Source organism: Cryobacterium sp. PH29-G1, from assembly GCF_030063365.1.
Classification (GTDB): Bacteria; Actinomycetota; Actinomycetes; order Actinomycetales; family Microbacteriaceae; genus Cryobacterium.
This window is the reverse complement of sequence record NZ_JASISY010000007.1, coordinates 66,952-79,660: the sequence shown is the minus strand read 5'-3', so window position 1 is coordinate 79,660 and position 12,709 is coordinate 66,952. Positions and strand designations below refer to the sequence as shown.

Here is a 12,709-nt window from a genome sequence, read left to right as displayed (position 1 = left end):
GATCCTCCAGGATAAGTGTGGACAAGCAGGGGGGTGGGCCAGTGGTGCGGTGTAACGGGGTGACCGGCCCGAACCGAACGGTTTACAGGCCGAGTCGATCAAGAATAGGCAACTTGTCGCGAACGATGCGTCGGGCATCCGCTGCCGAGTGCGCCGTCAGGGCGAGCGCGGCCAGCTGCTGCGCCTCGGGGAGGGTCACGCTGCCGAGAACAGCGGCCACGGCGGCCAGAGCCCGGGCGGTCATCGATAGGGTCGCCACACCGAGGCCGACCAGCACGACCGCGAGGGCCGGATCCGCAGCGGCCTCGCCGCAGACGCCGACCGGTTTGTTGTGCCCCTCGTCGCGCGACCCGGCAACGGTGAGCCGAATCAGCTGAAGCACCGCGGGCTGCCACGGTGTGTTCAGGGCGGCGAGCGGTCCCAGCTGGCGGTCGGCCGCCATGGCGTACTGGGTGAGGTCGTTGGTGCCGAGACTGACGAAATCAACGAACCGAAGAATGCTCGCGGCGGTCAACGCCGCCGACGGGACTTCGATCATGACCCCGGGGGTCTTCAGTCCGGCGGCCGCGCAGAGTCCGGCGAAATGCTCGGCCTCTTCGGCGGTGGAGATCATGGGGGCCATCACCCACACATCCGCTTCGCTCCCGTCGGCAGCCTGCGCGATGGCTTCGAGCTGACGAGCCAGTACGCCCGGTGAGGTGAAATCGGTGCGATACCCGCGCACGCCGAGGGCGGGGTTGGGTTCTGAGGCATCCGTCAAAAACGGGAGGGGCTTGTCGGCGCCGGCGTCGAGGGTGCGGATGACGACTTTTTCTCCGGGGAACGCGTCGAAGACACCGCGATAGGCCGCCACCTGTTCGACCAGGGTCGGTTCGGTGTCGCGCTCCAGAAAACAGAACTCGGTGCGCAGCAGGCCAACGCCCTGCGCACCAGCGGCCGCGGCCTTGACCGCGTCCTGCGCGCCGCCGACGTTGGAGCGCAGCGGAACCAGGTGGCCGTCTGCCAGTCGTCCGGTTCCATCGAACACGGCCAGGGCTGCGGAGGTCGTCTTCCACGCTGCGGCGAGGGCGACCTCGTCGGCGCCGGGGTCGACCAGGATGGTTCCGGCGGCCCCGTCGATGAACACCTCGGTGCCATCGGTGAGGCCGTCGACGCCTACCGCCGCGACCACCGCCGGAAGCCCGAGGGCCCGGGCGATGATGGCCGTGTGTGATTGCGGACCGCCGCTCGAAGTGACGAGTGCGAGCACTTTCGCCGGGTCGAGGGTGGCGGTGTCGGCCGGTGCGAGGTCTTCGCCGACCAGAATGAACGGCGTGTCCGAATGCGGAATTCCGGGGGCGGGAACGCCGCGCAGCTCGGCCACGATCCGCCGGCGGACGTCCAGAATGTCGGTCGCCCGCTCGGCCATGTAGCCGCCGAGGTTGTGCAGCATTTCGGCCACCGAAGCAGCCGCGTCCCAGATCGCGCGTTCCGGGGAGGCACCGTTGGTGATCAGTTTGACGGCGGCCTTCACCAGCATCGGGTCGTTCGCCATCAGGGCAGTAGCCTCGAGCACCGCTCGGCCGGCGCCTGAGGCGCCGGCCGAACGGGCAGTGAGGTTGACCTGCACGGCTTGCGCCGCAGTGCGGAGGGCAGCGCATGCTTCCTCCGGCGACGTGCCTGCGGCCAGCCGCTCGCCCACGGCCGGTTCTGGTACGGCCTGGGGCATCAGAAGAATGGGGCCGATGACCCGCCCGGGGCTAACCCCGACCCCGGCGAAACGGCTGGCGGGGTTCTGCTTCGTACCGGAACTGCCGGAAAGCGTCTGCATGATCATCCTCGATTCCTGAAACCCCAGCGTGCGCCTGGTGGCGCCATGCTGCGGTCGTGGTGCGGTCGTGGTGTGCGCTGTGTGCGCTGTGTGTGGTGTGCGCGGTGCGCGGGATGGGTGCTCAGGCGTTGACGAGAGCGGCTTCCCCGGCCTCAACCGGGCTCTTCCGCACGGCGTAGCGCTTGAGTCCGACCACGGCGAACGCTGATACCACCGTACCGATTGCAACCGCGAGCAGGAATAGCCAGAAGTTGTCGATCGCGAAGAACACGAACACTCCGCCGTGCGGCGCCTTGCTGGTGACGTTCCACGCCATCGACAGTCCACCGGTGACCGCAGCCCCGAGCATGCTGGCCGGAATCACCCGGAACACGTCCGCGGCGGCGAACGGAATTGCCCCCTCCGAGATGAAGCTCGCCCCGAGCAGCCAGGCCGCTTTGCCGTTTTCACGCTCGGCGAGGCTGAACAGCTTCTTGTCCACCACGGTGGCGAGCGCCATGGCGAGCGGCGGAACCATGCCGGCGGCCATGACCGCGGCCATGATCTGCCAGGGTGCCTGGTTGGCCAGCGTTGCCGCGCCGAGGCCGGCGACGGCGAAGGCGTAGGCGACCTTGTTGACCGGTCCGCCGAGGTCGAAGGCCATCATGAGGCCGAGAATCACGCCGAGAATAACAGCGGATGCGCCGGTCATGCCGTTCAGCCAATCGCCCAGACCTACCGTGAGCAGTGCGATCGGTCCGCCGAGCACCACGAACATGAGCCCGGAAGCGACGATCGACGCGATCAGGGGAATGATCACGACGGGCATCAGGCTGCGCAGCCAGCGTGGCACGTCGATTTTTGCGATGCTCACCGCGACGACGCCGGCGAGCAAACCGCCCACGATGCCGCCGAGGAACCCGGCGCCCATGAATCCGGCGACGGCGCCGGCGACGAAGCCCGGTGCGATGCCCGGGCGATCGGCGATGGCGAAGGAGATGTAGCCGGCCAGTGCCGGTACCAGAAAGCCCATCGACAGGGCGCCGATCTTGAAGAAGACCGCCCCCAGATAAATGAGCATGCCGCCCTCGGGCAGGTTGAACAGGCTGTTGTTGATGACGACGTCGTCGGCCACCTTGGTGATCTCGTAGCCGCCGAATAGGAAACCGAGGGCGATGAGCAGCCCGCCGCCGGCGACGAACGGGATCATGTAGCTGACGCCGGTGAGCAGGGCGCGCTTGAGTTTCTGGCCCAGGTGCTCGCTTTTCTCCTCGGATGCGCCGCCGAGGTCGACGGTGCCGCTGACCCGGCGGGCATTCGGGTTGAGGGCGGCCGCGAGGGCCTCCTCGATCAATCGGCCCGGCTCGTCGATGCCGCGTTTGACCGGGGCGTTGATGACGGGGAGGCCGGCGAAGCGTTCCCGGCCGCGTACGTCGACATCGACGGCGAAGATGACGGCGTCGGCGGCGGCAATGACCGAGGGTTCGAGTGGGGTGACCCCGGCGGAACCCTGCGTCTCAACCTGCAGGTCAACGCCGACCGCTTTGGCCGCCGCGACGAGGGAATCGGCCGCCATGTAGGTGTGCGCGATACCGGTCGGGCAGGCGGTGACGGCGACGATGCGCTTCATGCCCGTCGACGCCGGCCCGGTGCCGGCATTGGCATTGCCATTGTCGGCGGCGGCGCCGGTCTGAGTGCCGGCGGCCGGGGATCCCGTCGGTGCGGGAACCGGGGCAACGACGTTGGTGACGAGTTCGACGATCTGCTGCGCGGTCGGTGCTTCCCGCAGCGCGGCGGTGAAGTTCTTCTTCATGAGTGACCGGGCGAGCTTGGCCAGAATCTTCAAGTGCTCCTGGTCGGCACCCTCCGGCGCGGCAATGAGAAAGACGAGGTCGGCCGGTCCGTCCTTCGATCCGAAATCGACCGGGCTCGACAGGCGGGCGAGGGCGAGCGTTGGCTCGAGTACGGCCGTGGAACGGCAGTGCGGAATGGCGAGTCCGCCCGGGATTCCGGTGGCGGTCTTTGCCTCGCGGGCGAGGGCATCCGCATAGAGCCCGTCGATCTCGGTGGCCCGGCCCGACGCGACGACGAGCTCGGCCAGGTGCCGAATGACGTCTTTCGGTTCGGTACCGAGGTCGGTGTCCAGAGCGACGAGCTCCGGGGTAATCAGTGCACTCACTGGTCATCCTCCTTTGGATGGGTGGCCGGCACCGATGGCAGGGCCGGTTCCGGTGCAAGGTCCGTCACGGTGACGGTGCTGGGGTCGGTTTGGTGCAGGGCAGGAACGGTGGAGCCGGGGAGGGACGCTGCGGCGGCGCCGTGGGCGGCGGCCTGGCGCAGGCAGTCGGGGGCGCTCGCTCCGGCGTTGGTGCTGAGCAGGTAGCCGGCCAGGGCCGAGTCCCCTGCACCGACGGTGCTCACGGCGACCATCGGGGCAGTGCTGGCAAGCCAGCTGCCCGCTGCGGTGACGAGCACGGCACCCTTGGCTCCGAGAGTGGCCAGTACGGCGCCCACACCGCCCGCGATGAGTGGGCGGGCCGCCTCGATGACTCGTGCGGGGTTTGCCTCGAGCGTGTCAGCGTCGAATTGCCCGCTCAGTTCGGCGAGCTCCTCGGCGTTGGGCTTGAGCAGGTCCGGGTGGGCCAGTGCTGCGGCGGCGAGCGGCCCGCCCGAGGAGTCCACGGCGATCTTCGGGGCGTTGGCACCGAGTCGGTCGCGTACCTCGCTGATGATGCTGGCATAGAAATCGTCGGGCACACCCGGCGGCACCGAGCCGGCCAATACGAGCCAGCTGGCGCCGACCGCCTGATCGAGGACGAGCTCGATCAGCGACTGCTGCTGCTGTGCGCTCAGTGCGGGGCCGGGCTCGTTGAGCTTGGTCGTCGTTCCGTCGGGTTCGGTGATCGCGACATTGCTGCGCAGTGGGGCACCGATCGGCAGGCCGACGTGCGGGATGTGGTTGCTGGTCAGGGCGAGCAGCACCGGGTCATCGGCGTCGCCGGGCAGGATGGCGAGGGTGCTGATACCGCTCGCGTTGAGGGCGCGGCAGATATTGACGCCCTTGCCGCCGGGTTCGCTGTGGGCGGCGACGGCGCGCTGCACTTCGCCGCGCTCCAGCGGGCCGGCCAGCTCGATGGTGCGGTCCAGGCTCGGGTTGGGGGTCAGGGTGACGATCATGCGATCACCACGTCGACCTCGGCGGCCCACAGCGCGGCGGCCAGCTCAGCGGATGGCGCAGCATCCGTTATCAGGGTGTCGATCGCAGCGAGGGCGGCGAAGCAGACCAGCGTATCCTGGTCCAGCTTGCTGGCATCGGCCAGCACGACGACGCGCCTGGCCGACATGACGATGGCCGACTTGACGGCCGCTTCAACAGTGTCGGGAGTGCTGAGTCCAAAGGTGGCGCTGATGCCGTTGGCGCCGATGAAGGCGATATCGGGTCGGAGCATCCCGAGCTGGGCAACCGTTCCGGCACCGACGATGGCGCTGGTCAACCCCCGTACCCGGCCGCCGAGCACGTGCAACTGGATCGCCTCATTGTGCGAGAGCTGGCCGGCGATCGGCACCGCATTGGTGATCACGAGCAACTGGTCGCCGGTAACGGCCGGTGACCAGCTGGCGAGGTGGTCGGCGAGGCGTTCGGTGGTACTGCCGGCGTCGAGCAGGATCGAACCGGTGCGGCTCGCCGGGAGCATGCGCATCGCCGCGTCGGCAATGCGCGATTTCTCGTCGAGGTGCTGCGTCTGGCGCTCCTCCAGGCTGGGCTCGGACAGGCTCAGGTGGTCGATGGCGACGGCGCCGCCGTGCACGCGACGAAGCTGGCGGGCCGCTTCGAGGGCGTCGAGGTCACGGCGAACCGTCTCGGCGGTGATCCCGAATCGGGTGGCGAGGTCGGTCACGGTGACCCGACCCTCAGCCGCCACGAGCGCGGCGATCACGAGCTGACGTTCTTCGGCGAACATGGCTGCCTCCTCGACGATGAGTGACCGAGGTCACGAAGTTGGTTTCATTGACTTTAGCTGTGTTTATTTTTGTTTGTCAAGAAAAAAGAAGATAAACAAAGAATCGGTCCGGGAAACCGGTCAGTGTCGGGGTCCGGGAATCCTCTGGGGCGGCCGGGGACAAGTCCTGCCGCTCAGCCCTGTCGGTGCACGCCGGTACCGTAATGAATATGAAGATTTTGCACACCTCGGACTGGCACCTCGGGCGCACCTTCCACACGCATTCCACGCTCGAGCACCTGGCGGTCGTGCTCGACGCCCTCGTGGCGCTGGTGCGGCAACACGGTGTGGATGTGGTGGCGGTCGCGGGTGACGTGTTCGATTCGGCGATGCCATCGAAAGAGAGCTACGCGCTGCTGACCGGCACGTTGCGACGGCTGAAAGACGCCGGGGCATCCGTGGTGATGACCAGCGGTAACCATGACTCGGCCACTCGGCTCGGTTTTCAGTCGGAATGGGCCGCCCTGGCCGGCATTCACGTGGTGACGCGGCCCGAACAATACCGGGAGCCGATCACCATCACTGACGAGCACGGACCGGTGCACTTCTACGGCATCCCATATTTGGAGCCCGCACTGATCCGGCACTTGCACCCCGGGGTGCTGCTGAAAACCCACGAGCAGGTGTTGAACTACGCGATGACGCAGATTCGTGACGACCTCGCCCGCCGCGGGGGTCGCAGCGTTGTACTCTCGCACTGTTTCGCCGCCGGCATCGCCCCGGCCGCCGAATCGAGCGATGTGGAGCGCGACATAACCGCCGGCGGGCTCGACGTCGTGCCGCTGGGGGTCTTCGACGGCTGTGACTATGTCGCGCTCGGCCACATTCACGGGCGCGCGACCCTCACCGAACGGGTGCGTTATTCCGGTGCGCCCCTGCACTATTCCTTCTCCGAGGCCGGCAAGCCGCGCGGGGCCTGGCTGGTCGAACTCGGCCCCGAGGGTCTGGGCGCGGTCGAATGGGTCGACCTGCCCGTACCGCGCCGTCTCGTGGTGCTCACGGGCGAGCTCGCCGAGTTGCTCGACGACGCCTCGCTGGTGGAGCACGAGGGCGACTGGGTGAAAGCCATCCTCACCGACCAGGTGCGCCCACTCGATGCCATGCGTGCCCTGCAAGCCCGATTTGCACACGCGGTCGCGCTCGAGCATCGTCCGTCTATTCGGGTTGATCCGGTCGGTACCAGCTATGCCGAGCGCATCGGTTCGGCCACGACCGACCCCGAGATCATCGCTGGTTTCCTTGCCTTCGTGCGCAACGGGGTCGGTCCGACCGACTTTGAAAGTGCCCTCGTGGCCGAACTTCTCACCGAGAAGTCCGCCCGGGCGGCCAACTCATGAAGATACTGTGCCTGCGGCTCGCCGGATTCGGCCCGTACAAGAACGAAGAGGTCGTTGACTTCGAACGCTTTGACGATGACGGCATCTTTCTCATTTCGGGAAAAACCGGGGCCGGCAAATCCAGCATTCTCGACGCCATCTGCTTTGCTCTCTACAACCAGGTGCCACGTTTTGACGGCGGCGAACTCAAGTTGCGCAGCGACCACTGCGAGCCCGGCGATCCCACCTTCGTCGAACTCGATTTCAGTATCAACGAAAGCCGATACCGCCTGCGCCGCAGCCCCGCCTATGAACGACCCAAGAAGAGCGGCACCGGCGTGACCACGGCGGCGCCCACCGCGGTGCTTCAGGTGCTGGACGCCGAGGGGTGGCGCGGAGTGGCGGCCAAACCCGGAGCCGTCGGGCACGAGCTCGACGCCATTTTGCCGCTCAAAGTCGACCAGTTTCTGCAAGTGATTCTGCTGGCGCAGAACCGATTTCAACGGTTTTTGCTGGCTAAAACCGAAGAGCGCCGTGCCGTGCTGCGCACCCTGTTCAATACGAGTCGATTCGACCAGCTCGAAGCCGCGTTGATTGTGCGCCGCAAAGGCCTCGAAGAGCGGGTCGTCGAAACCGCGCGCGATCTCGACGCACACCAGGCGGCGGCCGCGCAGCTGCTTCAGCGCGAAGGCCTGCCAGGGGCCCCCACCGCGGAATGGTTCGCTGCCGCACAGCACGAACTCAGCACCGATCGCGACGCGGCGAGCATGCGGGTTGCCCTCAGCGATGCCGAGCTGGCCTCAGCCACCGATCGGCACGACTCCCTCCAACAGACGCACGAAGGCCAAGTTCGCCGGTCGCGCGCGATCACCGAGCTCGGCGCGCTGGAATCCCGGCACTTTGACATCCATCGCGAACGCACCGACCTGCATGCCGCCGCGCGCGCGGCCCTGGTCTGGCCACAAATTTGTGCCGACCGAGATGCCGAAGTCGCGCTCGAGGTGGCGCAGGCAGCCCTGGTGGCCGCGCGAGTCGAACGTGACCGCGTGCGCACCCCGGTCGCGACCGGCGAAGCAGCCGGCGGTGCAGCTGAACACCCGGCTACAGCACTCGACGAAACGCTCGAGCAGATCCAGGGCGTTCGTGACGGACTGCTCGGTCAGCTCGGAGCGCTGGATGACGCGTTGACGAGCGAGCGCGCGCTCCCCGCTCTCGATGCCGAGATCGCGCACCTGCTTGCCGTGCAGCAGGAACGCTCCCGTGCCGAGGTCGAGGCGCGGGCACAGGTGCAGGCCCTGCCCGAGCGGATTGAGACCCTTGTCGCCGAACAAGCAGCGACCCTGCTGGTGGCGGCGCGGCGCGTTGACACGACCAATGCGCTCGATCGTGCCGTGCTCACCCTCGAGGCGGCCGAAACCGTTGAGCAGCTCAGCACCTCGCTGCTCATCGCCCAGCGCGAAGAACTGACCGCGAGTGGTGACAATACGGCTGCGGCCGCGCACTACGAGGCCATGCTGGCGCGCCGATTCTCGGGTTTCGCCGCCGAACTGGCCACGCGTCTGGTCACCGGTGATGCGTGCGCGGTCTGCGGGTCTACCGCCCACCCCGAGCCAGCACGCCACCAGCACGAGCCGGTCACCGCAGAAGATTTAGACCGCGCCCGCAACGCCGTCACGACCAGGCAGGGGCAACTCCTCTCGGCCCAGACCGCCGTGCAAACCGTTGACCTTCGCCTCGCCGAAGCTCGGGCCGTGACCCGGGGTGGCGACCTGCCCGCGCTTCTGGCCGAGCACATTGCGGCGACCGCGGCACACGAACTGGCCGGACAGGCAGCCGCCCTGCTGCCGCGCCTGGAAGCGCAACTGATCGAGCTGCGCGCCGCAATGACCGCGGCGACTGCCCAGCTCGAGGTCATTGGCGCCGAACGGGATCGCGCCGTCACGGCGCATGCCGACCGGGTCAGTCACCGTACGACGATTGCTGAGCGGCTCGCCGTGCAGCGCGGCGAGTTCGACAGCGTTCACGGTCAGGTCACCCACCTGCAGAACCACCTCGTCATCGCACGCACATTGGCTGCCGCGCTGGTGCGGGTCGATCAGTGCAACACCGTGCGCGAGGCCGCGCAAGCACGCGTGCGGGTGCAGCTTGCTGACGAAGGGTTTGCTAGCGTGGGGGAGGTTCAGCACGCGAGGCTCGATCGTGCCGAGAGTGAACGTCGCACGACCGCGCTGCGCGTGCACGATGACGCCCTGGCTGCAGTCAGCGCGGCCCTGGCCCACCCCGACCTGTCCGACCTCCCCGACGAACTCGTCGATCTGGAACCGACGAGGCTCGCTGTGATCGCTGCCAGCGCGGCTCGCGACGCCGCGCTGACAACCCACAGTTCCCTGCTCGAACGAACCCGTACCCTGGCCTCCATCGCTGGTCGAGTGGCCACCTTGTTTGCGGCGTCGGGCGCGCTGCAGGCCGAGTACCAGCAGGTTCGACAACTAGCCGACGTCGTGCACGGTGACGAACCGAATACCAAGCGGATGCGGCTGGAGAACTACGTGCTCGCCGCTCAACTGGAACAGATCGTCGCGGCCGCGAACACGCGCCTGAGTACCATGACGAGCGGCCGTTACACCCTCGAGCACGACGATTCGCTTGCTTTTGGCGGGGCGCGGTCGGGGCTCGGCCTGGCCATTCGCGACGAATACACCGGTCGCGCCCGAGCGACACACTCCCTGTCAGGAGGCGAGACCTTTTTGGCCTCCCTGGCCCTCGCCCTCGGGTTGGCCGAGGTTGTGACCGGCCAGGCCGGAGGCATTACGCTCGACACGCTGTTCGTTGACGAGGGTTTCGGGTCGCTCGACAGCGAAACCCTCGAGACCGCGATGAGCACGCTCGATACCCTGCGCGCCGGAGGTCGCACGATCGGCCTGATCAGCCACGTCGACTCCATGAAAGAGCAGATTCCGGCGACGCTGCAGATTGTCGTCACCGACGCGGGCTACAGCCGAATCGAGGCGGACGACAGCTGAGCGACGCGACGTTTGCTTCGCCGGATGCCGACCTCAAGGCGCGGGCGCGGAGTCGGTACGGCCTGATTTGAAGATGGTCCGCACATTTTGGCGAGTTCTGCAAGAGAAAAGGTGAATTTGCCCTTGAGCAGGTCCGCGCCGCGCTGTAGTTTGGTTCTGCCCAGACCAGTCCGATTGCCCTACCGACCGGACTGGTCTCGTCGTTTATCGAAGAATGTTCGTGGTCCACCTGCTCGCTGACCCGCCGAAATAGCACGGCGACAACGCAATCTCAAAATATCCTGTGAGGGGTTTACCCATATGTAAATCTGGGGTAATCTCACTTTCACGCAGGCGCGGATGGGTCCCGGTTTCCACCCGGATCGATGCGCGTCATCAAGGTGATGGGGCGACGACGATGGTGCAACTCAAGAAGATGTCAGATCTGAAATCGGATTTTGTACCAATGGGCGAAGTAAGCGCCGACGAGCGCTCCAGAATGGCCTTCGGCAAGGCCGGCGTGCACCGCGACGACCGCTACGCTGTTGCCGTGAACGCCGAGGGTGAGATTTTGCTTACCCCGCTGGTGTCCATTCCTCGTCGTGAGCTGTTGATCTGGGATGACGACGGCATCCGCGCCGCTCTGGTGCGTGGCCTCGAACACAGCAGTCAGGAAGAAACGAGCGAGGGGGGCGACTTCACCCGCTACGCGGCGGAGGAACACTCGGTTGACGAAATGGCTGGGCCCGCCGAGCCCCAATCATGAGTTTCACGCTCCTTCTCACGAAGGAAGCGGCCTCGGGACTATCCATTCTCGAAGCCAAGCCTGCGCTGGTGGGGCGCCTCAAGCGAGTGCGCACCGCGCTCGGTCGCTTGCAGCTGAACCCCGACGATCCGGCGTTGCGCTCCCATAAATACGTCTCGCTCGCCGGCAAGAAAGGGGAGGCGGTCTGGGATTCCTACATCGAACACCGCACCCCCACAGCCGGCCGCATTTACTGGCACTACGGGCCGGGCCTTGACCGGATTACCGTGGTGATCATCACACCCCACCCATAGCGCCGCCGAGCCGTCCCGGCGCGGCGGCGCCGGGTCGCGGGAGGTTAGAACGGGTTCAAGAGGCGGTGCAGGAACTGGCGGGTGCGTTCGTGCTGGGGGTGCCGCAGCAGCTGTTTCGGGTCGCCGTGCTCGACGATCGTTCCACCGTCGACGAACGCGATCTCGTGCGCGACTTCGCGGGCAAACTCGAGTTCATGCGTGACGATCACCATGCTCCACCCCTCGTCGGCGAGTTCCTTGATCAGGCGAAGCACGTCACCGACCAGCTCCGGATCCAGAGCGGATGTCGGCTCGTCGAACAACAACAGCTGTGGCCGAAGCGCGAGCGCTCGCACAATGCCGACCCGCTGCTGCTGGCCGCCGGAGAGCTCAAACGGGTAGCTGTCCCGCTTGGCGGTCAGCCCGACACGTTCAAGCAGCGCCAGCGCCTCGGCCGTCACCTCGGCGACCGGGCGGCGCTGCACGACCACCGGTCCCTCGATGACGTTTTGCAGCACGGTCTTGTGCGGAAACAGGTTGTAGTGCTGAAACACCATGGCCGAACGGTCACGCAGAGCCCCGAGCTGTTTCGGTGAGGCCTTCCTGGTGAAATCGATGGTCATCGCCCCGGACGCACTACGGCCCGCGGTGTCGGCGGCCGCGGCGACCTCGATCGTGCCGCCGTCGGGCAATTCCAGCCCGTTCAGGCAGCGCAGAATCGTGGTCTTGCCCGAGCCGGACGGGCCGATCAGCGCGAGCACTCGGCCGCGGCCCACGGTGAGATCCACCGATTCCAGTACCCGGTTGGTGCCGAAACTCTTCTGCAGCCCGCGCACGCGCAGCAGGGGAGCGGATGCCGCGGCGTCCGCTGGTGACGACGATTCGGCAGAAAGGTCAGCGGGCGACATAGCGGTCCAATCGCTTCTCGAGAAAACCCTGACCGGTGGAGAGCACCAGACAGATGACCCAGTAAATAAGTGCCGCTTCGAGGTAGAGCAGCATGAATTCCTGGCTGAATGCCGCCACCTGCTGCGCCTCACGGAACAGTTCGGTGACCAGAATCAGCGAGGCCAGGGAGGTGTCCTTGACCAGGCTGATGAACGTGTTCGACAGCGGCGGCACCGAGACTCGGGCTGCCTGCGGCAGGATGATGCGGGTGAGGGCCCGACTGCGCGACATACCGATCATGTAGGCGGCTTCCCACTGGCCCTTGGGCACGGAGAGAATCGCGGCACGAATGACCTCGGCGGCGTAGCCGCCGACGTTGATCGAGAAAGCCACCACGGCGCTCGGCCACGGATCGATTGTCACGCCGATTGACGGGAGCCCGTAGAAGATCACAAACAGTTGCACGAGCAGGGGCGTGCCGCGCACGATGGAGATATAGACGCGGGCGATGCCAGCGAGCCAACGTTTCGCCGACAACCGCATGAGGGCGAGCACGAGGGCGAGTGCGAGACCGATCGCGAACGACGTCAGGGCAAGCGGAATCGTGCCGCGCAGCGCGCCGTCAAGCAGCGGCCAGAACGAACTGAAGAACAAATCCCAATCAGGCTGAATCAT

The 12,709-nt window shown here is 66.6% G+C and carries 10 protein-coding genes; 4 read left to right on the top strand and 6 right to left on the bottom strand.

Annotated elements, in window-relative coordinates; all coding sequences use genetic code 11:
* Nucleotides 1-82: 82 nt before the first annotated feature.
* The 4 genes from ptsP to QMK22_RS10845 all read right to left on the bottom strand — a co-directional run bounded on the left by ptsP (nt 83) and on the right by QMK22_RS10845 (nt 5,751).
* Nucleotides 83-1,810, bottom strand: a complete 1,728-nt coding sequence (gene ptsP / locus QMK22_RS10860) for a phosphoenolpyruvate--protein phosphotransferase (protein ID WP_283497660.1) — start codon at nt 1,808-1,810, stop codon at nt 83-85.
* Between the two features lie 121 nt (nt 1,811-1,931).
* Entirely contained in the window at nt 1,932-3,968 is a 2,037-nt protein-coding gene (locus QMK22_RS10855; RefSeq protein ID WP_283497659.1) for a PTS fructose transporter subunit IIABC, read from the bottom strand.
* Nucleotides 3,965-4,966: a 1-phosphofructokinase family hexose kinase gene (locus QMK22_RS10850; RefSeq protein WP_283497658.1), complete on the bottom strand. Its 1,002-nt coding sequence runs from the start codon at nt 4,964-4,966 to the stop codon at nt 3,965-3,967. Before QMK22_RS10850 ends, QMK22_RS10855 begins: the two co-directional genes overlap by 4 nt.
* Complete coding sequence (locus tag QMK22_RS10845; protein ID WP_283497657.1) at nt 4,963-5,751, bottom strand: DeoR/GlpR family DNA-binding transcription regulator; 789 nt, start codon at nt 5,749-5,751, stop codon at nt 4,963-4,965. The genes QMK22_RS10850 and QMK22_RS10845 overlap by 4 nt, the downstream gene beginning before the upstream one ends.
* 209 nt (nt 5,752-5,960) lie before the next feature.
* Between QMK22_RS10845 and QMK22_RS10840 the strand changes: the two genes are divergently transcribed.
* The 4 genes from QMK22_RS10840 (at nt 5,961) to QMK22_RS10825 (ending at nt 11,167) form a co-directional block, all read left to right on the top strand.
* Nucleotides 5,961-7,127 (top strand): exonuclease SbcCD subunit D, encoded by a 1,167-nt coding sequence (locus tag QMK22_RS10840; RefSeq protein ID WP_283497656.1) that lies wholly within the window; start codon nt 5,961-5,963, stop codon nt 7,125-7,127.
* The gene (locus QMK22_RS10835; RefSeq protein WP_283497655.1) at nt 7,124-10,129 is read left to right on the top strand and encodes an AAA family ATPase; all 3,006 of its coding nucleotides are present in this window, start codon (nt 7,124-7,126) and stop codon (nt 10,127-10,129) included. The genes QMK22_RS10840 and QMK22_RS10835 overlap by 4 nt, the downstream gene beginning before the upstream one ends.
* Nucleotides 10,130-10,574: 445 nt before the next feature.
* On the top strand, nt 10,575-10,874 hold the full coding sequence (locus QMK22_RS10830) for a hypothetical protein (protein ID WP_283497654.1): 300 nt from the start codon (nt 10,575-10,577) through the stop codon (nt 10,872-10,874).
* Entirely contained in the window at nt 10,871-11,167 is a 297-nt protein-coding gene (locus QMK22_RS10825; protein WP_283497653.1) for a hypothetical protein, read from the top strand. Before QMK22_RS10830 ends, QMK22_RS10825 begins: the two co-directional genes overlap by 4 nt.
* Nucleotides 11,168-11,211: 44 nt before the next feature.
* Here QMK22_RS10825 and QMK22_RS10820 read toward each other — a convergent pair whose 3' ends face one another.
* Nucleotides 11,212-12,054 carry an amino acid ABC transporter ATP-binding protein gene (locus QMK22_RS10820; protein ID WP_283497652.1) on the bottom strand — a complete coding sequence of 281 codons (843 nt, stop codon included), beginning with the start codon at nt 12,052-12,054 and terminating at the stop codon, nt 11,212-11,214.
* On the bottom strand, nt 12,041-12,709 hold the full coding sequence (locus QMK22_RS10815; RefSeq protein WP_283497651.1) for an amino acid ABC transporter permease: 669 nt from the start codon (nt 12,707-12,709) through the stop codon (nt 12,041-12,043). Before QMK22_RS10815 ends, QMK22_RS10820 begins: the two co-directional genes overlap by 14 nt.

Excerpts from the sequence above, each read along its gene's own strand:
- QMK22_RS10845 (WP_283497657.1), bottom strand. The coding sequence starts at position 5,751 with ATGTTCGCCGAAGAACGTCAGCTCGTGATCGCCGCGCTCGTGGCGGCT.
- QMK22_RS10820 (WP_283497652.1), bottom strand. The coding sequence starts at position 12,054 with ATGTCGCCCGCTGACCTTTCTGCCGAATCGTCGTCACCAGCGGACGCC.
- QMK22_RS10825 (WP_283497653.1), top strand. The coding sequence starts at position 10,871 with ATGAGTTTCACGCTCCTTCTCACGAAGGAAGCGGCCTCGGGACTATCC.
- ptsP (WP_283497660.1), bottom strand. The coding sequence starts at position 1,810 with ATGCAGACGCTTTCCGGCAGTTCCGGTACGAAGCAGAACCCCGCCAGC.
- QMK22_RS10835 (WP_283497655.1), top strand. The coding sequence starts at position 7,124 with ATGAAGATACTGTGCCTGCGGCTCGCCGGATTCGGCCCGTACAAGAAC.
- QMK22_RS10815 (WP_283497651.1), bottom strand. The coding sequence starts at position 12,709 with ATGATTCAGCCTGATTGGGATTTGTTCTTCAGTTCGTTCTGGCCGCTG.
- QMK22_RS10840 (WP_283497656.1), top strand. The coding sequence starts at position 5,961 with ATGAAGATTTTGCACACCTCGGACTGGCACCTCGGGCGCACCTTCCAC.
- QMK22_RS10830 (WP_283497654.1), top strand. The coding sequence starts at position 10,575 with ATGGGCGAAGTAAGCGCCGACGAGCGCTCCAGAATGGCCTTCGGCAAG.
- QMK22_RS10850 (WP_283497658.1), bottom strand. The coding sequence starts at position 4,966 with ATGATCGTCACCCTGACCCCCAACCCGAGCCTGGACCGCACCATCGAG.